The sequence below is a fragment of the Subtercola vilae genome (assembly GCF_004923255.1).
In the GTDB taxonomy this organism is placed as follows: domain Bacteria; phylum Actinomycetota; class Actinomycetes; order Actinomycetales; family Microbacteriaceae; genus Subtercola; species Subtercola vilae.
The window spans coordinates 1-22,550 of the sequence record NZ_QYRT01000008.1; the positions used below are offsets into that span (position 1 = coordinate 1).

Below are 22,550 nucleotides of genomic sequence, written 5' to 3' on the forward strand. Positions count from 1 at the left end.
GGTCAGGTTCGGGGGTGTGGGCGGGTCAGGCGAATTCGGAGTGCCGGCTGGCCAGCACCTCGCCGACGCGCACCACGATGAGCGCGAACGAGTGCGCCCCGGCGTCGGGCGTGCCCAGGCTCTTCTCGGCGTGCGGGCGGGCGCGGCCCATGCGCGGCAGCAGGTCTGCCGTGCCGGCGGCTGCAGCGGTCGCGACCTCGGCGGCGGCGCGCCAACTCGTCACGAGGTCGCCTCCTGCGTTCACCTCTCGGCTCAGCCGTTCGGTGAACGGCACCATGGCGTCGACCATCGTCTTGTCGCCCACAACGGCTTTACCGAACGACTGGATGCCCGAAACCGCGTCGCTCACACCCGTGGCCACGGCGCTGCCGGTCACCTCGGTCGTGTTGCCGAGGGCCGCGCCCACGCTCTGCAGGGCGAGGCCCCAGAGTGCGCCAGAGGTTCCCCCGGCGCGGTCGGCCCAGGCGTCGCCCGCCAGTGAAAGTGCGCTGAGCGCACCGGCACCGTTCAGCGCTGCCGACCGGGCGGCGGTGGCTGCGGCTCGGGAGCCGCGCTGCATTCCGATGCCGTGGTCGCCGTCGCCGGCAACGGCGTCGATGCGGCCGAGCTCGTCGGCGTGTTCGTCGATCACCTCGGCGATGGCTTCGATGGCGTCGGCGATCGCCAGGGCGGCGTCGCGTGAGGCATCAGACGAATCCGGCAGTTCGGTGGGCAGGCTCGCCGCGGTCTCGGCCGCCAGCGTCAGCCGGTCGGCCTCGGCGAATGACTGTGTGTCGGCGGTGGAAGCGGCAGTGGAAGCGCTGCTTGGTGAACCGACCCGCCCCTTCTTATAGGCGGGGGTGTCGGCTCCGGCGCGCCAGAAGCCCTCGAGTTCGTCGTTCAGCCAGAACAGGGTGAGCGAGACGCCGGCCATGTCGAAGCTCGTGACGAGTTCGCCGACCTCGGGCTCCACGACGGTGATTCCGGCCGCTTCGAGCAGTTCGGCCACGCGGCCGTAGACCACGAAGAGTTCTTCGTATTTGACGGAGCCGAGTCCGTTCAGAATGACAGCGGCCCGGGCATCCTGAGCCGTAGCGATGCTCGGGGGAAGCTCGGCAAGCAGACTAGACACGAGAAGCTCGGCGAGTTCGTTCGCGGTGGGCACGTCGGTCTCGGCGATTCCGGGCTCTCCGTGGATGCCCATGCCGACCGCCATGCGGCCCGCAGGAACAGTGAAGAGCGGCTCGGTCTGGCCGGGCAGGGTGCAGCCCGAGAAGGCGACGCCGATGCTGCGGGTGCGGTCGTTCGCCTCGGTTGCCACGCGCACGACCTCGTCGAGCGAATAGCCGGCCTCCGCAGCCGCGGCGGCGGCCTTGAAGACGGTGAGATCGCCGGCGATGCCCCGGCGCTTGTGCTCCTGGCCCACCGGCGCGCTCGAGATGTCATCGGTGACGACCACCGTGCGCGTGACGATGCCTTCGGAGTTCAACCGTGCCTCGGCGGTGGCGAAGTTCAGCACGTCGCCGGCGTAGTTGCCGAACGTGAGCAGAACGCCGCCGCGGTTCTCGGCCGCCACCGCGACCGAGTGAACCTGCTGGGCAGAAGGGGAGGCGAACAGGTTGCCCATGGCGGCCCCGTGGGCGAGCCCGGGGCCGACGATTCCGCCGAACGCGGGGTAGTGGCCAGAGCCGCCGCCCACGACGACGGCCGTCTGGCCCTCGACGGTGGGCGCGCGGCGTACGACGCCGCCAGCGACCGGGCGAACCCACTGGCTGTTGGCCGCCACGAACCCTTTGACGAGTTCGTCGGCGAACTGTGACGGTTCATTGAACAGGCGTGTCATGAGCGTTCTTTCTGTGCGGGTGAGCCGGGTGTCAGTGCAGCTGCGCTGCCAGGTCGGGCTGGTTCACGAGGCCAGAGGCCTGAACGCGGCCACTGCGGGCGAGGAGCACCATGAGCAGGGCTGAGAGCAGCATGAAGCCACCGACGATGAACATCGGCACGATGTAGCTACCTGTCCAGTCGTGCACCCAGCCGGTGATGAACGGCGCCGAGAAGCCGGCGAGGTTGCCGATGGTGTTGATGAGGGCGATGCCTGCCGCGGCGGCGACGCCGGTCAGGAATTGGGTGGGAACGGTCCAGAAGTTCGGCAGGGCAGCGAAGATCGCGCAGGCCGTCACGGTGATGATGGCGATCGTCGCGATGGGTGAACCGGCGAGCAGGGCGATCGGGATGCTCACGCCACCGACCAGGGCGGGAATCGCGATGTGCCACGTCTTCACGCCACGGCGCGTGGCGTCACGCGACCAGAAATACAGCACGAAGGCCGCCGGCAGGTATGGGATGGCCGTGATCAGGCCCTTCTGAATGAAGTCGAACTTGACGCCGGCCGTGGCCTGGAACCCGTCGATGATCGTGGGCAGGAAGAAGGCCAGGGCATAGAGGCCGTAGATGAATCCGAAGTAGATGAAGGCGAGCATCCAGACCCGGCCCATCTTGAGGGCGCTGAAGGTGCTGGCTTTCTTGGCGCCTGCCTTGGCTTTGGCGGCTTCGGCCTTCTCTTTGGCGATGTTCTCATCGTCGAGGCTGGTCAGCAGCCATTCGCGTTCGGGGCCGGTGAGCCACTTGGCGTCTTTCGGGCTGGTCAGGTAGAACCAGGCGATGATGCCCACCACGATGGCCGGAATAGCCACGACGAGGTACATGAAACGCCAGCCCTCGAGGCCGAACACGCCGTGGGTCTGCAGCAACACGCCGGCGAGCGGGGCCCCGATGACGGAGGTGAGGGGCTGGGCGATGTAGAAGAGCGCCAGAATCTTGCTGCGGTGCTTCGACGGCACCCAGAGGCTCAGAAAGAGAATCGCACCGGGAAAGAAGCCGGCCTCAGCGACGCCGAGCAGGAAGCGCAGAACGGTGAGCTGCTCGAAGTTCTGCACCCAGGTGAAGAGGGCGGCGACGATGCCCCACGAGACCATGATGCGGGCGAGCCAGCGGCGGGCGCCGAAGCGAACCAGCGCCACGTTGCTGGGCACTTCGAGCAAAATGTAGCCGATGAAGAACACGCCAGAGGCGAAACCGAACTGCGCGGCGGTGAGGCCGAGGTCGGTGTTCATGCCGTTCGGTGCGGCGAAGCCGACCGCCGTGCGGTCGAGGTAGTTGATGAAGAACATCAACGCGACGAACGGTACGACCCGAAAGGCGACCTTACGAATGGTTGATTTCTCGAGCGCTGATTCTTCTAAATGGGTGACAAGGGGGGTGTCCACTTTGACTCCTTCTGGGTTCTGATTCGCAACAACACTGTTTCGAACGTCGCCCACGGCCGGATGTCGGGTGGCTGGCTCTCGCCAGGCTCGGTTCTGAACACCAGTATGCAAACAAATTGGTCAACCTGTCAACCGGTTGACCAAAAAGGAGTGAATTTGGCTTCCGGGTCAGCCTCGCACGGCGTGCTGGGCGCCCCGCAATTGATAGCCTTCGAGCTATGCCTGCCTACTCCGACGAGTCCACTGATCGCATCAGTGAGGCGCTCGGCCGATTCGCTCCCGGCAATACCGTGCCCGAGATCGCCCGGCAGATGCTCGAATTCTTCACCAGCGGCAACATCGAGCCCGGCACGCGGCTACCGCCCGAGCGTCAACTCGCCGCGACGCTGAAAATCGGCCGGTCGGCCGTGCGCGAAACCCTCGCCGCCCTCGAGATTCTCGGCATTGTCGAAGTGCGTCCAGGCTCGGGTACGTACCTCCGCGGCAGCGCCTCCGAGCTGCTGCCCGAATCTCTCAGCTGGGGCCTGATGGTGGGCGAGACCCGCACCCGCGAGCTCATCGAGGTGCGTTCGTCGCTCGAGGTCACCGCGGCCCTCCTCGCCGCCGAACGGCTCACGGCGCCCCAGCTCGCGCGCCTCAAATCGTTCGTCGACACCATGCGCGATTCGATGGGTGATCTCACAGCCTTCATCGACGCCGACGTGCGTTTTCACGTGGAGATCGCCGTGGCGGCTGACAATGAGGTTCTGAACAACCTGCTGCAGAGCATCCGGGCACTGCTGAGGGTGTGGGTGGAACGGGGTCTGCGCGATCGCCCCCAGGCCGAGGCGGCGCTCGCCGAACACGAGGCCGTCTACCGTGCGCTCGTCTCGGGCGACGCGGCCGCTGTCGGTCGCGCGATGACCGAGCACATGCAGACCGCCAGCGCTCGGCTGCGCGCGGCGCTCACCGCGTAGCGTCTCGCGGGGCGGCGCGGGGCCGCGCAGTGCGGCGCGAGGCGGCGCGGGCGGCGCGCGGCGTCAGTCGGCGGTGAGGGTGAAGGCTGAGCGCCCGGAGGCGGATCCGTTGACCTGAACCTCGATAGCGTGCGCGCCCGAGTGGTACACGCGAGTGGTGATGCGTTTGAACGAGTGGCGGCGTGTGAGGGTGACCGATTGCAGAGCATCCAGAGTCAGAGCCTGCAGCTTGAACACCTTCGCGGTCTGCGAGCCGTTCGCCTTGCGGTGGTGAACAATGTAGTCGACCACGAGTTTCACCGGCGCCGCCGTCGGGTTCGTGAGGGTCACGGTGAAGGGCAGCTCGCCGCCGACCGCCACCGCTGAAGCCCCGAGCGTCAAACCCGAGACCTCGACACCGTGCGCCTCAGCGAACCCGAACAGTGCGAGGGCGGCCGGGTGCCCCTTCTTGATGAGGGAGCGCATGGCGTGCCGAACCAGTTTCGGCGTGTTCTGGTCGGGCGAATGCATCCATTCCGCCGCCACCCGCGCCGCCAGGTCGGGGTTCTGTCGGCTCAGGTCGTTGAGGTGGTTTGCCACCGACCGGCGCACGTACTCGCTCTCGTCGCGGTAGAGCGCGGTGATGATGGGCAGCGTGCTCTCGGGTTGCGCGAGCAGCGCCTGCACCCTTTTCGCCCACGGGAGAAAAGCGCGCGTACCCTCGCTGGCGAGCCGGCGCACGTGTTCGTTCGGGCTCTGGCTCCAGCTCCGGATGATCGGCAGCGCCCGCCCCAGATCGGCTTCGAGCAGCGGCCTGATCGCGAACTCCGCCGTCAGACGCGGTGTGAGGTCGGCCAGCAGCACCATCGCGGCGTCGAACGTGGAGTCTGCGTCGGCGCTGCTGCCGCTGCCGCTGCCGCCCCTGCTCCCGCCCTCGAACCCTGTGCGGGCCTCGAGCGCGCGGGAGGTGACGGCCTCGGTGACCGGCCAGATCATCCACCCGGTGAACGCGGCGTCGGACAGAGCGCTGCGGATCGCCGCGTCGAGCGCGGCGGCCGACCCCGGCAGGTCGCTCAGCAACGCGTCTTTCAGCAGGTCACTGCGCTGGCGGAGGCTCAGCGGCCCCAACTCGGCCACGCTCGCCGAGGTCGCTGCGAACCCGTTGCCCGGCACCGCGCGCCCCATCACCTCGGCCAGGCGCAGAGCGACCCCGGCCCCCAGTAGTTCGTCGGCAGTAGGCATCCCCCCATTCTGCCGCGCGCCCCGACACCGCGACGGCGTACGAGAATGGAACGACGAAGCAGTTTCGGCCGAACGATGGGATGCCGCCATGACCACCACGAAGACACGATCGACCTCGCGCACGCTCGCCCGCATTCTGCTCGGCAGCGCCCTGGTGTTCGCGGGCACGAGCCACCTCACCTTCGCGCGTGACGATTTTCGCGCGCAGGTGCCGAAGTTCGTTCCGCTGCCCGAAGACACCACCGTGCTGGCCTCGGGGGTGGCCGAGATCACGCTGGGGGCCGCGCTGCTGTTCGCCCGCACCCACCGCGAGGCCGTCGGGGCGGTTGCGGCGGGGTTCTTTGCGGCGGTGTTCCCGGGCAACATCGCCCAGCTCATCCATCACCGCGACGCGTTCGGGCTCGACACCGACCGTAAGCGCGCGCTCAGGCTGCTCGGCCAGCCGGTACTCATTGCGGTCTCGCTCTGGTCGACGCGCCAGAAACGCTGATAGCTTCCATCCCGTGACCAACGTGCGAATCAGGGACTTTCACCCCGACGACATCGACAGTATTCTGCGCCTCTGGGAAGACATGCGCCGAGCTCAGACCGAGCCGGTGTACAGCCTGCCCGAGGTGTTGGCCTCGTGCCAGCAAGACCACGCGGTGGTTGCGGTGTTAGACGACGTGGTGATCGGAGCCGCAGTCGGTCGCGCCGCGCACGCGCAGGGCTGGATCGTCTTTCTCTCGACCGCGCCCGCGTACCAGCGTCAGGGGGTCGGGGGAGCCCTGCTCGCCGCACTCGAGAAACGCATGGCGCCGCTCGGGCTGTCGAAGCTCTCGGTACTGCTGCCTGAGACCACGGTTCCGGTCGATGCGTTCAGCGAGCAGGGGTTCGAGACCAAAAAGAACCTGCTCTACCTCGAGCGGCGCATTCCCGTGCAGCGCAACGAGCTGAGCGCGCTGTCGGAGCTGGGCGGCCGCGTGCTGCCCCGCGGGTTGTGGACGGCCATCGGCGGCATGCAGAAAGAGAAGGAACTGCTCGAACGTCGCCTCGTGATGCCTCTCGCGAACAGTGACCTCGCCGAGCAGTTCGGGGTCGTGCCGCCGAGCGCCGTGGTGCTGTTCGGGCCGCCCGGAACAGGCAAGACCACGTTCGCCCGCGCCATCGCGTCGCGGCTCGAATGGTCGTTCGTCGAGGTGTTTCCGTCGCGGCTCGCGTCAGACCCTGCCGGGCTCGCGGGGGCGCTGCGTGAGACGTTCACCAAGATCGCCGACCTCGAACACGCAGTGGTGTTCATCGACGAGGTCGAGGAGATTGCCGTGCAACGCGGCGGGGAACCGCCGTCGGCCATGCAGGGCGTGACGAATGAGCTGCTGAAGATCATCCCGACGTTCCGCGACCAGCCGAACCGGCTTCTGGTGTGTGCGACGAACTTCATCCGGTCGCTCGACACGGCGTTTCTGCGGCACGGCCGGTTCGACTATGTGATTCCCATCGGCCTGCCCGACGAGGATGCCCGTGAGTCGATTTGGGCGCGCTACATTCCGGCCCAGGCCCTGGCCGGAATCGATCTCGGGGCGCTCGTCGAACGCACAGAGGGTTTTTCACCCGCCGATATCGAGTACGCAGCCCGCAAAGCCTCGCAGAGCGCCCTCGAGAAGGCGCTCTACCCCGAGCGCGAGCTGGCCGCGATCTCAGGGCCGAGCACAGCCGACTACCTCGCCGCGATCGGCGCCACCCGGGCTACCGTGTCGGCAGAGGTGGCGCAGGCGTTCCTCGAAGACATCGAAAGTATCGCGAGGCTGTAGCGGCGGCTGCCTCTCTCAACCGCAGACCGACGCTACGCCTTCCACACCGTCTTCAGGTTGCAGAACTCCCGGATGCCCGCCGCAGCCAACTCGCGCCCGTACCCCGAATCTTTGATGCCACCGAAGGGCAGCTCCGGATACGACACCGTCATTCCGTTGATGAACACTGCGCCCGCATCGAGCTCGTTGACGAAGTACTCCTCGTCGTCGGGGTCGGTCGTCCACACCGCCGAACTCAACCCGAACGTGGTCTGGTTCGCAATGCGCGCGGCCTCTTCGCGGCTGTCGGCCCTGTACAGCGTGGCAACGGGCCCGAACGCCTCTTCGAGCACGAGCCGCATGCCGTCGTGCAGATCGGCGACGACGGTCGGCGGGTAGAACCAGCCGGGGCCGTCGGGGGTGGTTCCGCCGGTGAGGATGCTCGCGCCATGCAGCTTCGCATCGTCGACCAACTCGGCCAGGTCGTCGCGCCCCGACTCGGTGGCGAGCGGGCCCACCTGGGTGGCTGCATCGAACGGGTCGCCCACAACAAGAGCGGCCATCTGCTCGGTGAACAGCCGGGCGAACGCGTCGTAGACCTCGGTGTGCACGATGAAGCGCTTTCCGGCGATGCACGACTGGCCGTTGTTCTGGGTGCGGGCAGTGACGGCCGTGGCGACGGCCTTCTCGAGATCGGCGCTCGGCATCACGACGAACGGGTCGCTGCCACCCAATTCGAGCACGGCCTTCTTGATGTTGCGGCCGGCGATCGAGGCTACCGAACGCCCGGCCGGCTCCGACCCGGTGAGGGTGACGGCCTTCACTCGCCAGTCGTCGAGTACAGCCTCCACCTCACGTGAACCGATCAGCAGTGCGGTGAACGATCCGTCGGGAAACCCGGCGCGTTCGAAGAGCGAGCCGAGGTAGAGCGCCGACTGGGGCACGTTCGAGGCGTGCTTGAGCAGCCCGGTGTTGCCGGCCATGAGGGCGGGTGCCGCGAAGCGAACGACCTGCCAGAGCGGGTAGTTCCACGGCATGACGGCCAGCACCACGCCGAGCGGTTCGTAGTGGGCGCCGGCGGCTGAGGCATTGACTGAGGCCGGGTTCTCAAGCGCCTCGTACGCGAGAAAGCCTTCGGCATTGTCGGCGTAGTAGCGCATGTTCTTGGCGCACTTCAGTGTCTCGCCTTGTGCCTGCGCGAGAGGCTTGCCCATCTCGAGAGTGAGCAACCGCGCCACGTCGTCGACGTCGGCCTCGATGAGGTCTGCGGCGGCGCGCATCCATTCGGCCCGCTGGGCGAAGGTGGTGAGGCGAAGCGCTCGGTAGGCCGCGTCGGCGAGAGCGATGCGCCGCTCGATCTCTTCAGGCCCGTGCGGCTCGAATGTCTGCTCGACGACGCCGGTTGCCGGGTTGATAGTTGCGATGGCCATGGAATCCTTCTCTGGTACGGGTTGGTGAGCGCGCCGGTCAGCGCAGCTCGAAGAGGTCGGGGTGGCGAGCGAGCTCGAGCCGCGTGCGCCGAATGTGGCCGAGCAGCACCCGGCCCGCGTCATCCGCATCGCGCAGTTCTATGGCACGCACGAGCATGTGGTGTTCGTCGTGCAGAATTCGGTTGCCGTCGCGGTCGAGCCGCATCGAGTAGGCGCGGCGATAGTGCTGCGTCAGGTTCCACAGGCGGCTGACGGTGTCGCCGAGCAGCAGGGTGCTGGCCCCCGAGTAACTCAGGAGGTGAAATTCTCTATCGAGGTGCAGAAACCGGGCCACGTCGGCCGCGTTCTGCATTTCGTCAGCCAGCGAGTCGAGCCGGGCGATGGTCGTTTCGTCGAGGTTCGGGATGCTGTACCCGAGTAGCAGCGGCTCGATGCGTTCGCGTATCTGGTACAACTCGTCGCACTCGCTGAGGCTGAGGTGCGAAACCCACGCGCCGGTATTGGCGACGAGGGTGACCAGACCTTCGGATTCGAGCGTGCGAAGCGCCTCGCGCACCGGCAGTCGGCTCGCGTCGTGGTCGGCCGCGACCTGCTCTTGGCGAATGCGTTCGCCGGGCGCGATTTCGCCGCGAAGGATCGCCTCGCGAAGGGAATCCGCGATGCGGGCGCTTGCGATACCGTCTCGTGTGATTGTGGGCATGGCTCTCTTTCCACGACCTATTCTGCCGGGTGGGCGGGATGCCAGAGCAGAACGGGCGAGTCGCGCTCGTAGGCCTTGCCGTCGGGAAAGCTGACCAGTTCGAACTGCATGCCCCACGGGCTCAGAAAGTACACCCAGCGTTGGCCGCTGCTTGCATTGCCCGAGGCGGTCGGTTCGCCGAGAATACGAATGTCGTTGGCCCTCAGATAGTCGACGGCCGCGTCGAGGTCGTCGACGTAGAACGCCAGGTGGTGTCCGCCGATGTCGCTGTTGCGGGGTTGGGGGCGCGCACCGTCGGCAGCATCGAACTCGAATACCTCGAAGTTGGCGCCGGTGCCGACCCGGTAGAACGTGAGGCGGCGCATGACGGTTCTGGGGTCGACATTCATGTGCTCGAGCATCCAGTCACCCGTCTCGTGGGCGAACGGGCCGAGCGAGTACACCCGTTCGGCACCGACGATGTCGACGAAGAAACGGTCGGCTTCGTCGAGGTCGGGCACGGTGAAGCCAATGTGTTCTGTGCCACGCAGGCCGGGCAGCGCCATCTGTGACTCCCTTGTCATGTGGTTAGAGCAACGAGATGCTGCTGTTGGATCCATTGTTACCCAGAAATCACCATAAAACCAGTATTTGGGGCGCAACCACGTTGTAATTGGATTCAATGTGTGTCTATTCTTGCTGTACTGCGCCGCTCAGCGTGTGCAGGCCCCATCAATGGAGAGAGGCACGATGCCCAAACAGCGCCGATTGGATCCAGCCGAGCCGTGGATTCAGGTCACCACCACGGCTGCCGACTGGAAGGCTGCCGATCCGCAGCTGCTGGCGGCGATGCTGGCAGAGCTGCACCTCATTCGGGCTTTCGAGGAGACGGTTCTCGAACTCGCCGGCGAGAGTCTCGTGCACGGACCGGCTCACTCGAGCATCGGCCAGGAGGGCGGCGCGGTCGGCTCGATTGTGGGTCTGCGCTCGACCGATGCCATCAACGGCTCGCACCGGGGTCACCATCAGTTTCTCGCCAAGGCGCTCACGCACGTCACCGGCGCGTCGTTCGATCTCACGAACCTCGTCACCGAGCCCGTTCAGGCAGTGCTGCAGCGCACACTCGCTGAGATTCTCGGTTTGGCGCAGGGCTACTGCGCCGGTCGCGGGGGATCCATGCACCTGCAGTGGTTCGAAGCGGGAGCTCTCGGCACGAACGCCATCGTCGGCGGCGGAGTGCCGCTCGGCGCGGGCAACGCCTGGGCCCAGAAGCACGCGAAGACCACCGACCTGACCATCAGCTACTTCGGAGATGGGGCCGTCAATATCGGCTCCGTGCTCGAGACCATGAACCTGGCGTCGGCGTGGAAGCTGCCGTTCGCTTTCTTCATCGAGAACAACGGCTACGCCGTCTCGACCAGCGTTGCCGAGTCGACGGGTGAGCCACGGCTCTCGGCTCGCGGCCTGGGGTTCGGCATCCCGTCGTTCCGCGTCGACGGAATGGACCCGCTCGCCGTGCACCTCGTCACCGGCATGGCCGAAGAGATCATGCGTTCGGGCGGCGGCCCGACCGTCATCGAGGCTGAGGTCTACCGGTTCTTCCATCAGAACGGCCCCTACCCGGGAAGCGCGTTCGGGTACCGCGGCAAAGACGAAGAAGCATCATGGCGGGCGCGCGACCCGCTCGAGCGGGTGGCAAAGGAGATGATCACGCTCGGCCAGATCGACCAGGCCGGCGTTCTGAGCGTTCGTGCCCAGGCGCAGGCCGCCATGAAGGCGGCGGTCGCCGAACTCGTCGAGCCCGACCCCGAGGCCGAAGGCAAACGCCGCATCAAGCCCAACCTGTGGCCCGACACCGACTTCGTGAACGTGGGTGTGCGCGGCGACACCAGCGAGCTTGCGGATGCCCGCACCCTCGATCCGCTCGACTACACCGGTGCCCTCACCAAGTCGAGGTTCGTCGACGCTGTGTCTGGCGTAATGCGCCGGCGCATGGAGCAGGACGACCGAATCGTGGTGCTCGGCGAAGACGTGCACAAGCTCGCCGGCGGCACGAACGGTGCCACGAAGAACCTCAAGAAGGAGTTCGACGACCGCGTACTGGGCACGCCCATCTCCGAAAATGCCTTTGCCGGTCTGGGAGGCGGAATGGCGCTCGACGGGCGGTACCGGCCGGTCGTGGAATTCATGTACCCCGACTTCATGTGGGTGGCCGCCGACCAGGTTTTCAACCAGATCGGCAAGGCCAGGCACATGTTCGGCGGGGTCAACCCGGTGCCGCTGGTGCTGCGCACCAAGATCGCCATGGGCTCGGGCTACGGTTCGCAGCACCTGATGGACCCGGCGGGAATCTTCGCCACCAGCCCGGGGTGGCGCATCGTCGCTCCGTCGACGGCCGCCGACTACATCGGTCTGATGAACGCGGCGCTTGCACTGCAAGACCCCGTACTCGTCATCGAGCACGTCGACCTCTACGCCCAGGCCGACGAGATTCCGGCCGGAGATCTCGACTACCAGTTGCCGTTCGGCAAGGCCGGAGTGCGTCGCCAGGGCAGCGATGTGACGGTGATCAGCTACCTGTCGATGGTGCGCCACGCCCTCGAAGCGGTGGAGCAGACCGGAATCGACGCTGAAGTGATTGATCTGCGCTGGCTCGACCGGGCATCCCTCGACTGGGAGACACTGGGCGAGAGCATCAAGAAGACGAATGCCGTGCTGATCGTCGAACAGGGTGCCCAGGGCACCTCGTATGGCGGATGGCTAGCCGATGAGATTCAGCGGCGGTTCTTCGACTACCTCGACCAGCCCATCGAGCGTGTCACCGGCGGCGAGGCGAGCCCGAGCATCTCTCGGGTGCTCGAGCGAGCTGCCATCGCCAGAACCGAAGAGGTCGTAGCGGGTCTTGAGCGCGTACGACAGGCAATGGGAGGCAAGTGATGTCAACGATCATCCGGATGCCCGAGGTTTTGGCCAACACGACAGAGGCCTCGATTCAAACGTGGCTGGTGAAGCTCGGCGACGAGATCGAAGTGGGTGCGCCGTTCGCCGAGGTGGAGACCGAGAAGGCCGTCGTGGAGTACGCGGCAGAGACCGGCGGGGTTGTGCTCGAGCTGCTCGTGCTCGAGGGCGACTCGATCGCCGTCGGCGACCCGATCGCCGTGGTCGGGGTGGCGGGCGAACAGGTGAGCCCGGCTCCGGCGGCCCCCGACGAGACCACCGTCGAAGCCCCCGAGCCGGAGACGGCGCCTGAGGCGGCAACGCCCGTGCTGCAGGATGCCCCGACCGAGTTGCCCCCGTCGGAGTCTTCCCCGGTGCAGGGTTCTCCTGTCGCCTCGTCTGCTGACGCGTCTGCCGGCGGGAGAGTGTTCGTGAGCCCGATCGTGCGAAGGCTCGCAAAGGAACGCGGGCTCGATCTGTCTCGGGTCAACGGTTCTGGGCCGGGTGGCCGCATCGTGCGGCGCGACATAGACGGCCTCGAAGCGCCTGCTGCTGCGGTTGTCGTCAGCGCTCCTGCGGTCGCTGTGGCTGCTGCGCCTGCTGCGCCTGCTGCGGCGCCCGCAGCCTCCGCGGCCCCCGCAGCCTCCGCGGCCCCCGCAGCCTCCGCGGCCCCCGCCACCGCTTCATCGTCAGACGAGGGCTACACCGACATCCCGCACACCGGCATGCGCCGCGCGATCGCGCGGCGACTCACCGAGAGCAAGTCGACGGTGCCGCACTTCTACCTCGTCGCCGACTGTAAGGTCGACGCCCTGCTCGAGCTACGGGGCCGGGTGAACGCGTCTTCGCCGGTGAAGGTGTCGGTGAACGACTTCGTGCTGAAGGCCGCCGCGGCAGCCTTCACCGACGTTCCCGAGGCCAACGCGACGTGGAGCGACGCGGCCATTCGCCGCTACCACACCGTCGACATGTCGGTCGCGGTCTCGATCGAGGGCGGACTGGTCACCCCGGTGCTGCGATCGGTCGAGAGGATGCCGCTCACGGAGGTGGCGCGCGCCGTCGTCGAACTCGCCGAACGGGCGCGTGCCGGCCGACTGAAGCAGCACGAGCTCGAGGGAGGCAGCTTCGCTGTGTCGAACCTCGGCATGTTCGGAGTCACCGAGTTCTCTGCCATCATCAACCCGCCCCAGTCGGCCATTCTGGCCGTGGGCCGGGCGCGGCCGACCCCGGTGGTCGTCGATGGTGAGCTCGCGGTGGCGACGGTGATGACGGTGACGATGTCGGCCGATCACCGTGTGCTCGACGGGGCGCTCGCGGCACAGTGGCTCGCGGCGTTCGTCAAGCGCATCGAGAATCCGCTGAGCATCCTCATCTAACCGACCATGCGCTGTCGAGTGTTTACCCAAGCTTAAAATTCACTCGATACAGCGAGTTTATCGCGTTTCTCGAAACCCCTTGTGAACGCAATGAGACTTTTGTAAAGTAACGCTGAACACCCACTCGAACATCGTTGTGCGAATGGAAATCTGGAGAAATCATGGTTGACGCACTGGCGCGAAACGCACCCGCACTGACGAGCGCCCGCTTCTCTGTGTCGAAGGGCTTGATCACGGTGGGTAGCGCTACCGTGATTCTCTTTCTCATCAGCGGAGTACTCGCGCCGTCGAGTATCTCGGGCACGTCGCTCTCAGGGATGCTTCCCATCGCCTGCGTTCTAGCGGTAGCGGGTCTCGGGCAGATGTTGGTTGTGCAGCAGGGCGGCATCGACCTTTCTGTTCCCGGCATGATCTCGCTGACGGCCGTGATCGTTACTCACAACCCTGACGGCAACGATGCCCTGTTGCTGCCAGCCATCGCTCTTGCCCTGGTATTCGCCGTAGTGGCGGGGTTTGCGAACGGCCTGATGATCGGCAGCCTGCGGCTGAACCCCATCATCGCCACGCTCGGCACGAATGCGTTGCTCTACGGCGCAGACCTGGCTATATCGGGTGGGCGCCCACGCATCACAACCAAGCTCATGCAGACCATCTCTGGCGGGCAGACGTTCGGTATTCCCAACGCGGTGTTCTTCGCCCTCGGAGTGCTCATCGTCGTGTCGGTACTTGTGAAGAAGACAGTGGCCGGCCGTCGGTTCGAGGCAGTGGGCGCGAACCCCGAGGCGGCACGGGCCATCGGCTTGCGCGTGCGCAGCCACCAGACGCTTGCCTATGTCTGGGCCCAACTGCTGTACTGCCTTGCCGGAATCATGATCGCCGGCATCACCGCCCAGCCGTCGGCTTTCGAAGGTGACAAGTTCTTGCTGCCCTCGGTGGCCGTCGTGGTACTGGGCGGAACATCGTTGCTGGGCGGTCGCGGATTTCCGCTCGCCACCCTCATCGCTGCGGTGTTCTTGCAGCAGCTGACGCAGTTCGTGATCACGCTCGGTGTTTCAACGGCCATCCAGACCCTGGTGCAGGCAGCTGCGCTCGCGGTTGGTGTCTCGCTGTACACCGTCAACTGGCGCGCCGTCTTCGCTCGATTCTCGCGCACGCCCTCGGTACCACCACCACCCACAGCAGCACCGCCCGCACCGAGTTCTCTCGAAAACACCACCCCCGCAGCTGCATCGGCAGACGCGGTCTAACACCCGATCTTCGGCCGCAGGGTCGAAGCGTGACAGAGGCGTCACGCCCATACTGGAGGAACAAAATGAAACCTCGCACCAGATTTGCATCCATTGCCGCAGCGGCAGTGGCAGCGGCCCTCATCCTCACCGGGTGTGGCACCGCAGGCGGAGCATCGGCCGGTGGCGGAAACACCGCCAGCGCCGGCCCCGTCACCCATGTCGACGGGGCACCGGCGTGGTGTGGAACGAAGCCCATTTCGTTCGCACTGCTCGATGGCTTCGGCGGCAACAGCTGGCGGCTCGTCACCACCGCGTCGGGTAAGGCAGAGGCGCAGTTGTGCCCGAGCGTCACCAAATTCTCGTACGCCGACGGACAGGGATCGACAGAGAAGGCCAGCTCCGACATCAAGGGCCTCGTCTCGAGCGGCGTCAACGCCATGGTGGTCTTCCCCGACGCCGGCAAGGCGATGCTGCCCGCTCTCACGGCGGCCTACAACGCCGGTGTCGTAACGGTGCCCTACCGCGTCGACCCAGGTGGAGCAGCCGGTACGAACTACGACAAGTGGATCGGTGACGACTTCGCGAACGATGGCACGAACTGGGCGAACTGGATCCAGAAGAATGTACCGTCGGGTGGCAACATCCTGTTCCTCGGCGGCCCCGCCGGAAACAGCCAGAGCACCGATGAGTACAACGCCATGACGAAGGTGCTCGGCACGTCGTACTCGTTCATCGGTGAGACCCCGTTCCAGCCCACCAACTGGGACCCGACCCTCACCCAGCAGCTTCTGACCGCAGACATCGCGAAGTACCCCAAGATCGACGTGATCGTCTCTGACTTCGGCCCCACTCTGGTGAGCTCGTTGCCCCTGTTTCCGCAGAGCGGCCGCTCGATTCCCGCACTGGCCACCTCTGACGGCAACTCGCTGAGCTGCTTCTGGGAAGACAATCACGCAGCCAACCCTGATTTCAAGTTGATGACGGTGGCCACGGGTAACGACAACGTGCGTCTCGCGGTCGACTACGCCGTGGCGAAGGCCACCGGCGGAGCGATTCCGACGGCCGACTCGTTCAAGGGCCCGATCTTCGAAGACTCGGTGAGCCAGCAGCCGAACGGCGTCAAGTGCGACCGTTCTCTGCCGGGCGATGTCTACCTCTCGGCACAGATGCCGGGTACCGATCAGGCCGCACTGGGCAAGTAGTACCGCTCAGTACAGCACCTCTGTTCGACCATCCACAACCCTGACTTTCTAGGCCACGACTCCCAAAGGCGCACCGTGAACACCTTGCACGATACAACCGCGACCCGTTCCGCCACTCTCGAAATGTCGCACATCTCGAAGTTCTACGCCGGTGTCGCGGCCCTCACCGACGTTTCGGTCGAGATTCGCCCGGGCGAGGTGCATGCGATTCTCGGGGAGAACGGCGCCGGCAAGTCGACCCTGATGAACATCGCTTCGGGCTCCACGCCCCCCAGCGCTGGCTCGATCCTGATGAATGGCGAATCGTACGACAGCCTCACCCCCACGCTTGCTGGAACCCTGGGTGTAGCCATTGTGCACCAGCACCCCGCGGTGCTCGGCGACATGACCGTCGAAGAGAACCTGCGTGTGGCGCTGCCCGACTCGGTCTTCGCTGACGGTTCGAACGATGAGGTGGCCCGTGCGCTGCTCAACGGGGTGGGGCTGGATGCTCACCTCAAAGACCGCGTCGAGACACTCACTCTCGCTCAGAAGCATCTGCTCGAAATCGCCAAAGCGTTCGCGCGACACCCTCGGCTGCTCATTCTCGACGAGCCGACAGCGCCGCTCGGGCGGGAGGCCGTCGACCTGCTGTTCGGGCGGGTGCGCGAAGCAGTGGCCGCCGGTACCTCGGTGGTCTACATCACTCATCGCCTGGCCGAAGTGCGCGAACTCGCCGACCGGGTGACGGTTCTTCGCGACGGCAGGGTGCGCGGCACCGCCGTGGTCGACGAGATCACTGACGACGAACTTCTCGCCCTCATCGTTGGTCGAAAGCTCGAATCGACGTTCCCGCCCAAGAGCCTGTTGCCCCTCGATACCGAGGTCAACTTCGACGTCGCCAGCATTTCGGGCCCCGGCTTCGTCGACGTCTCGATTGCCGGCCGCCGCGGCGAGATCATCGGCGTCGCCGGTGTGGTGGGCAACGGGCAGAGCGAACTGTTGCGCGCGCTGGCGGGGCTTGAGAATTTCGAAGGCGAGGTGAGCGTCGGCGGCACCAGCTACACGCCTCGCGACCTGCTGCACCGCGCCGCGTTCATGCCGGCTGACCGGCACCGCGAAGGCCTCATGATGTCGCTGAGCGTTCGCGAGAACGCCGCCGTGTCTGCGCTGAAGAAGTTCACGTCGACGTACCTCGTGAGTCGCTCGAAAGAGCTCGATGCCGTGTCGACCTCGCTCACCGAGCTGTCGGTGAAAGCGCCGTCGCTTGATGCCCCGGTCGGAGCCCTCTCGGGCGGAAACCAGCAGAAGGTCGTCATCTCCCGCGCCCTGCTCTCTGAGCCGGTACTGCTGATTGCCGATGAGCCGACGCAGGGCGTCGACGTGGGTGCCCGGGTGGAGATCTACCGCATTCTGCGCGAGGCCTCCGAGAGCGGCATTCCCGTCATCATCGCCTCCTCCGACGCCAAAGAACTCGAGGGTCTCTGCGACCGGGTCATTGTCATGTCGCGCGGGCACGTCGTCGCGACACTCTCGGGAGACCAGATCACCGAAGAGATCATCGTCTCGGCGGCCGTGAGTTCGACCACACAGTCGATTCAGGTCGGTACCGGAAAATCGACCGTCAAACGCTCCACCGGGGTGCGCCGGTTTCTGCAGGGCGACTATGCGCCATCGGCCTTGCTGGTCGCCGTGATCATTCTGTTGGGCGCGTATGTGCTTACCCAGAACCCGCAGTACCTCGGCAGCTTCAATATCTTCTCGATGCTCATGACGGCCTGTGGCCTGGGCGCCATCGCCATGGGGCAGACCATCGCCTTGCTGCTGGGCGGCATTGACTTGTCGGTGGGCCCGCTGGCCGGGTTCCTGGTGGTGATCGCCTCGTACTTCATCAACGACGGGGCCTCCACCGGCACCATCGTGCTCGGTCTGGCGCTGATGGTCGTGGCCGCCATTGTCGTGGGATTGGTGAACGGTGTTCTCATCCGCTACCTGAAGTTCACGCCCATCGCCGCCACGCTCACCCTGTACATCGCCCTCGGTGGTTTCGCCTTTCTCCTTCGCGACACGCAGGGCGGCTACATCAGCACCGACTTCGTCACGAATCTCTCGTCTACCGTCGGCCCGGTGCCCGTTGCGTTCATCGCTCTCGTCGTCATCGCACTGGTTGCCGAATACTTTCTCCGCAAGCGCCGCTGGGGCTGGAACCTTCGCGCGGTGGGCTCGAACGAGGAGTCAGCACGAAGCGTCGGTGTCTCGATCAATCGAACCGTCATTCTGGGGTACATCCTCGTGTCACTCTTTGTCTTTCTGGGTGCCGTCATTCTGATGACCCAGATCGGAATCGGCGACCCAGCAGCGGGGCCGAGCTACACGCTCACCAGCATCACCGCCGTCGTTCTCGGCGGAACCAGTCTCTTGGGTGGCCGCGGTACGTTCATCGGCTCTCTGCTCGGTGCGGTGCTGCTCACCCAGGTTCTGAACGCCACCACGGTGCTCGGGCTCGGAAGTGTGTTTCAGTATGTCTTCCAGGGCCTGCTCATCCTCGTGGCGGCCATTGTCTACTCGGTCGCACGTAGTCGCAAGCGCCGCGCTGCAGAACAATTGTGAGAGCGGCGTCTGCAAACGAAAGGAAAATGCCAATGAAGGCAGCCATCTATTACGGTGACCACGATGTTCGCGTGGCCGACGTGCCGACGCCGGTACGCGGTGAGGGCGAAGCCCTCATCAAAGTGCTGCGGAGCGGCATGTGCGGCACCGATGCCACCGAATGGAAGGCCGGGCCGATCATCTTTCCCATCGGCCACGAGCACCCCGTCAGTCACCACAGTGGCCCGATGATTCTCGGTCACGAATTCGTCGGTGAGATTGTCGAGGCGGGGCCTGACAGCCGATTCGCCGTCGGTGACCTCGTGGCCAGCGGCGCCGGAATCTCGTGCGGGCACTGCGCGCGCTGCCTCGAGGGGCGCACCAATCTCTGCCTCAAGTACTACACGCTCGGCTTGAACATCGACGGCGGCATGGCGGAATACGTGTCGTGCCCCGAACGGGCGCTCGTCGAGATTCCCGCGGGCCTGTCGCTCGATCGTGCGGGTCTCGCCCAGCCGCTGGCCGTGGGCCTTCACGCGGCCCGCCGCTCTGGCGCCACCGACGGCGACACCGTGGTCATCATCGGGGCGGGGGCCATCGGCTCGTTCGTGCTCGCCGGCGTCACCGCGCTGGCCGAAGTCGATGTCTCGGTGATCGACTTTCCGGGAACCAGGCTTGAGCGTGCGCTGAGGCTCGGTGCCACCCGCGTCATACCGGCGGGCCCGGATGCTCGGGCCGCGGTTCTGGGCGCTGTCGGCCCGCGCGGGGCCGACGTGGTCATCGAAGCCAGCGGGGCACCCGGGCAACTGAACAATGCCATCTCGCTTGTGCGCAACGGCGGAACCATTCTGCAGGTGGGCTTGCCGTCGGCGCAGCAGCCCGTCGACATCCATGCGCTCGTGATGCGCGAGATCACGGTGCGAACAACGCTGGCCCACGTGTGCGGCGACGACCTGGGGCCGGCGCTCGACGTCTTGGCGACGACGAACATCGGCACAGAGCTGCTCGAGGGCGTTCTGCCACTCGATGACCTGGCCGCCCAACTCGAGCGGCTTGCCACCGGCAAACTCGAAGGCAAGGTGCTGTTCGACCCGGGCGCCTCGACACAAACCGACTCGACGAAAACGGTGATGGAAAAATGAAGGCAGCAGTCTTTCACAAAGCACACGACATTCGCATCGAAGACGTGACGGCCCCGCGGCCAGAGGCGGGGGAGGTTCTGCTGCGACCGTACTGGTGCGGAATCTGCGGTACCGACCTGCACGAGTACGCCATGGGCCCGATCGTCATCCCGTCGTCGCCGCACCCGCTCACTGGCACTACCGCTCCTCAAGTGCTCGGCCACGAATTCTCGGCAGAAGTCGTCGAGGTGGGCGCCGGTGTGACGAACGTCACGGTGGGCCAGCGGGTCTCGGTCATGCCGCTTCTGTACTGCGGCCGCTGTTACTACTGCCGCCGCGGGCTCAACCACCTCTGCCAGTCGATGGCGTGCGTGGGCCTCAGCTACCAATCGGGCGGCATCGCCGAGCTCGCCGTCGTGCCCGCCACTCATGTCAGCGTGCTCCCCGATTCGATGAGCGAACTGCAGGGCGCCCTTGTGGAGCCTGGCGCGGTAGCGGCCTATGGAGTCGACACGGCCCAGGTGCGGCCGGGCGACACCGTGCTCATCACGGGGGCCGGCCCCATCGGCGCGCTCGCAGCGCTGTACGCGGGTTCGCTCGGAGCAAACGTCTTCATCTCAGAGCTGAACCCCACCCGAGCGGCCCTCGCGCGAAGCCTCGACGTGGGGGAGGTGCTCGACCCGTCGAAGGTGAATGTGGCCGAATGGCTCAAAGACCTGACCGGCGGCATCGGCGCCGACGCCGTCATCGAGTGCTCGGGTAACGAACGAGCGCTGCAGACGGCCATTGCCGCCGTGCGCTCGGCCGGCCGCATCTCGCAGACGGGCCTGCACACGAAGGCTGCTTCCATCGACCCCATGGTGCTTTCAGAGCACGACATCACGCTGACCGGAACGTGGTGCTACCCCGTTACCGACTGGCCCCGCATCATCGACCTCATCTCCCGTGGTCGGTACCCGGTCGAGAAGGTGGTCAGCGCGCAGATCGCGATGGATGACATCGTTGCCAAGGGTTTCGAGACGCTGCTGTCGCCCACCGGTGACCAGGTGAAGGTGCTGGTCAACGCTCGAGGGTGACCGCTCACTGAACGATGAAGCCCCCGTGATCATCCGGTCGCGGGGGCTTCATCGTTCGTGGGGTGAGCAATCAGGGCAGGATGCGCGCCGCCCGGTATCGCTCGAGCTTGTCTGTGAAGCTGTCGGGTGTCGCACGAAAATTCAGGAAGCCGGCCTTGCGGCTCTTGCTCATGTCGGTGAGGCATTCGATGTTGCGACCGAGGTCGCCGTCGCTGTGCCACCACGAGGCGAGCTTGGTGAGGTCGCTCTCGACGAGGTCGTACCTGTCGGCGATGCCCTTCCAGGTGTCTTCCATACCCGCCATCTGGTCGGCGAGCGGCCGAGGCTCGCCCTCGAATCCCGCCCACTCCACACCGAAGATGTTCGCGAGGCGCGGCCAGAGCCAGCGCCAGCGGAACACGTCGCCGTTGGCGATGTTGAAGGCCTCGTTCTGCCCCTCCGGGTGCGTGCTGGCCCAGATGAGCTGTTCGCCCAACAGGTCGGCATCGGTGACATCGGTGACCCCGTTCCACTGGGTCTCAGAGCCGGGGAAGGTGAAAACCAAGCCCAGCTCCTTACAGATCGTGGCGTACACCGAAAGCGTCAGCACCATGTTCATTGCGTTGCCCACCGCGTAACCGAACACGGTGTGGGCGCGGTGCACGCTCCAGGTGTAGCCGTTCTTCTCCGCCGAGGCGAAAAGCTCGTCTTCCTGGGCGTAGTAGAAGTTCGGTGAGTCGAGGCGGGGCTCGTCTTCGTGAAAGGGAGTGTCGGCCATCACGCCGGTGGCGTAGTTGTCGAACGGGCCGAGATAGTGCTTCAGGCCCGTGAGCAGCGCCACATGCTTCACCGACTTCTCGGGCTCGAGGGCGGCCAGCACGTTACGCACCATCGCGCTGTTCACCCGAATATTCTCGGCCTCGGTGGCGTTGCGCATCCACGCGGTGATGAACACGATGTCGGGGCGGGTGCCGGCCAGGGCGGTGGCGAGCGATTCGGGGTCGAGCAGGTCGGCCGTGACCGAGGTGACACCGGGTACAGAGAGCGCCCCGCTTCGGGAGAGGCCGAAGGCCTCCCAGCCGAGATCGGCGAGCTGCCGGCCGGCCGTCTGGCCGATGATGCCGGTGGCGCCCACGATGAGTGCGCGCCCGGGTGAGGTAGTGAGCTGTGCCATAGTCCGTTTCTTTCGTCGGTGTAGGTGGTTCTGTACTTCGGTGAGACGGTTCGGAGAAGTCGTTCAGAGCAGCGAGTCGAGCGCGGGCCTGTTCGCCAGGTACTCGGCGATGCCCGCCGCTCGCGCCTCGCGGTTCACGTAGGCGACCTCGACCAGCTCGATGGGGATTCCGTCGGGGTCGTGCAGATACACCCAGCGCCAGCCCGCGAGAACGCCCTCATCGACAACGTTGACGTCGGAGAGGAAGTCGACTCCCTTGGCAACCAGAGCTGACCGGGTGGCGCGCGCATCATCGACGCGGAAGGCCAGATGCATGGCGCCGAGGTAGTTCTGCTGAATCGGTTGGTCGTTGTCGGCGGGGCGGTTGCCATATTCGATGAGCTCGACAATCACGCCATCGGGCGAGCGCAGCGATACCTGTCGTAGTCGGGCCCCGGGAACTCCGACCCCCCGTGCGAGTTCGTCACCATCGAACCAGGGGCTCGGTTCGTTGTCGAATTCGAGGCCGAGCAGGTCGTGATAGAAGTAGATCGAGCGATCGAGGTTCTTCACGATGATGCCGACGTGGTGGCTGCCGATGAGACTCAT

The 22,550-nt window shown here is 65.8% G+C and carries 18 protein-coding genes; 10 read left to right on the forward strand and 8 right to left on the reverse strand.

Annotated elements, in window-relative coordinates:
- Positions 1-25: 25 nt before the first annotated feature.
- Entirely contained in the window at positions 26-1,822 is a 1,797-nt protein-coding gene (locus D4765_RS05860; protein ID WP_136641361.1) for a dihydroxyacetone kinase family protein, read from the reverse strand.
- Positions 1,823-1,853: 31 nt separating this feature from the next.
- Complete coding sequence (locus D4765_RS05865; RefSeq protein WP_420824526.1) at positions 1,854-3,245, reverse strand: MFS transporter; 1,392 nt, start codon at positions 3,243-3,245, stop codon at positions 1,854-1,856.
- 218 nt (positions 3,246-3,463) lie between these two features.
- Between D4765_RS05865 and D4765_RS05870 the strand changes: the two genes are divergently transcribed.
- Positions 3,464-4,201 carry a FadR/GntR family transcriptional regulator gene (locus D4765_RS05870; RefSeq protein WP_136641362.1) on the forward strand — a complete coding sequence of 246 codons (738 nt, stop codon included), beginning with the start codon at positions 3,464-3,466 and terminating at the stop codon, positions 4,199-4,201.
- A gap of 63 nt (positions 4,202-4,264) precedes the next feature.
- Here the strand turns inward: D4765_RS05870 and D4765_RS05875 are convergent, their stop codons facing one another.
- On the reverse strand, positions 4,265-5,422 hold the full coding sequence (locus D4765_RS05875; RefSeq protein WP_136641363.1) for a DNA alkylation repair protein: 1,158 nt from the start codon (positions 5,420-5,422) through the stop codon (positions 4,265-4,267).
- A gap of 88 nt (positions 5,423-5,510) precedes the next feature.
- Here D4765_RS05875 and D4765_RS05880 point away from each other — a divergent pair, with 88 nt between their 5' ends.
- Together D4765_RS05880 and D4765_RS05885 are read left to right on the forward strand one after the other, a co-directional pair.
- Positions 5,511-5,912, forward strand: coding sequence for a DoxX family protein (locus D4765_RS05880; protein ID WP_136641364.1), 402 nt, complete (start codon positions 5,511-5,513; stop codon positions 5,910-5,912).
- Between the two features lie 13 nt (positions 5,913-5,925).
- A complete protein-coding gene (locus tag D4765_RS05885; protein WP_136641365.1) occupies positions 5,926-7,212 on the forward strand; it encodes an ATP-binding protein in 1,287 nt (428 codons plus the stop codon).
- A 32-nt stretch (positions 7,213-7,244) separates the two neighbouring features.
- Here the strand turns inward: D4765_RS05885 and D4765_RS05890 are convergent, their stop codons facing one another.
- The 3 genes from D4765_RS05890 to D4765_RS05900 are packed head-to-tail and all read right to left on the reverse strand — an operon-like array spanning position 7,245 to position 9,884.
- Positions 7,245-8,621, reverse strand: a complete 1,377-nt coding sequence (locus tag D4765_RS05890; RefSeq protein WP_136641366.1) for an NADP-dependent succinic semialdehyde dehydrogenase — start codon at positions 8,619-8,621, stop codon at positions 7,245-7,247.
- Between the two features lie 37 nt (positions 8,622-8,658).
- A complete protein-coding gene (locus D4765_RS05895) occupies positions 8,659-9,321 on the reverse strand; it encodes a GntR family transcriptional regulator (RefSeq protein ID WP_136641367.1) in 663 nt (220 codons plus the stop codon).
- A gap of 17 nt (positions 9,322-9,338) precedes the next feature.
- Positions 9,339-9,884, reverse strand: a complete 546-nt coding sequence (locus D4765_RS05900; protein WP_237280284.1) for a VOC family protein — start codon at positions 9,882-9,884, stop codon at positions 9,339-9,341.
- A gap of 166 nt (positions 9,885-10,050) precedes the next feature.
- On the opposite strand from D4765_RS05900, the gene D4765_RS05905 reads away from it, so the two are divergent.
- The 7 genes from D4765_RS05905 to D4765_RS05935 all read left to right on the forward strand — a co-directional run bounded on the left by D4765_RS05905 (position 10,051) and on the right by D4765_RS05935 (position 20,809).
- Positions 10,051-12,237 (forward strand): alpha-ketoacid dehydrogenase subunit alpha/beta, encoded by a 2,187-nt coding sequence (locus D4765_RS05905; protein WP_136641368.1) that lies wholly within the window; start codon positions 10,051-10,053, stop codon positions 12,235-12,237.
- Positions 12,237-13,613 carry a dihydrolipoamide acetyltransferase family protein gene (locus D4765_RS05910; protein WP_136641369.1) on the forward strand — a complete coding sequence of 459 codons (1,377 nt, stop codon included), beginning with the start codon at positions 12,237-12,239 and terminating at the stop codon, positions 13,611-13,613. The genes D4765_RS05905 and D4765_RS05910 overlap by 1 nt, the downstream gene beginning before the upstream one ends.
- A 161-nt stretch (positions 13,614-13,774) precedes the next feature.
- Complete coding sequence (locus tag D4765_RS05915; protein ID WP_136641370.1) at positions 13,775-14,860, forward strand: ABC transporter permease; 1,086 nt, start codon at positions 13,775-13,777, stop codon at positions 14,858-14,860.
- Positions 14,861-14,925: 65 nt separating this feature from the next.
- Complete coding sequence (locus D4765_RS05920; protein WP_136641371.1) at positions 14,926-16,044, forward strand: substrate-binding domain-containing protein; 1,119 nt, start codon at positions 14,926-14,928, stop codon at positions 16,042-16,044.
- Positions 16,045-16,119: 75 nt separating this feature from the next.
- The gene (locus D4765_RS05925) at positions 16,120-18,633 is read left to right on the forward strand and encodes an ATP-binding cassette domain-containing protein (RefSeq protein WP_237280285.1); all 2,514 of its coding nucleotides are present in this window, start codon (positions 16,120-16,122) and stop codon (positions 18,631-18,633) included.
- Positions 18,634-18,665: 32 nt separating this feature from the next.
- Complete coding sequence (locus D4765_RS05930) at positions 18,666-19,754, forward strand: zinc-dependent alcohol dehydrogenase (RefSeq protein ID WP_201799241.1); 1,089 nt, start codon at positions 18,666-18,668, stop codon at positions 19,752-19,754.
- Complete coding sequence (locus tag D4765_RS05935) at positions 19,751-20,809, forward strand: 2,3-butanediol dehydrogenase (RefSeq protein WP_136641373.1); 1,059 nt, start codon at positions 19,751-19,753, stop codon at positions 20,807-20,809. The genes D4765_RS05930 and D4765_RS05935 overlap by 4 nt, the downstream gene beginning before the upstream one ends.
- Before the next feature lie 70 nt (positions 20,810-20,879).
- Here the strand turns inward: D4765_RS05935 and D4765_RS05940 are convergent, their stop codons facing one another.
- Both D4765_RS05940 and D4765_RS05945 read right to left on the reverse strand, forming a co-directional pair.
- Positions 20,880-21,962, reverse strand: coding sequence for an SDR family oxidoreductase (locus D4765_RS05940; RefSeq protein ID WP_136641374.1), 1,083 nt, complete (start codon positions 21,960-21,962; stop codon positions 20,880-20,882).
- A 63-nt stretch (positions 21,963-22,025) separates the two neighbouring features.
- Entirely contained in the window at positions 22,026-22,550 is a 525-nt protein-coding gene (locus D4765_RS05945; protein ID WP_136641375.1) for a VOC family protein, read from the reverse strand.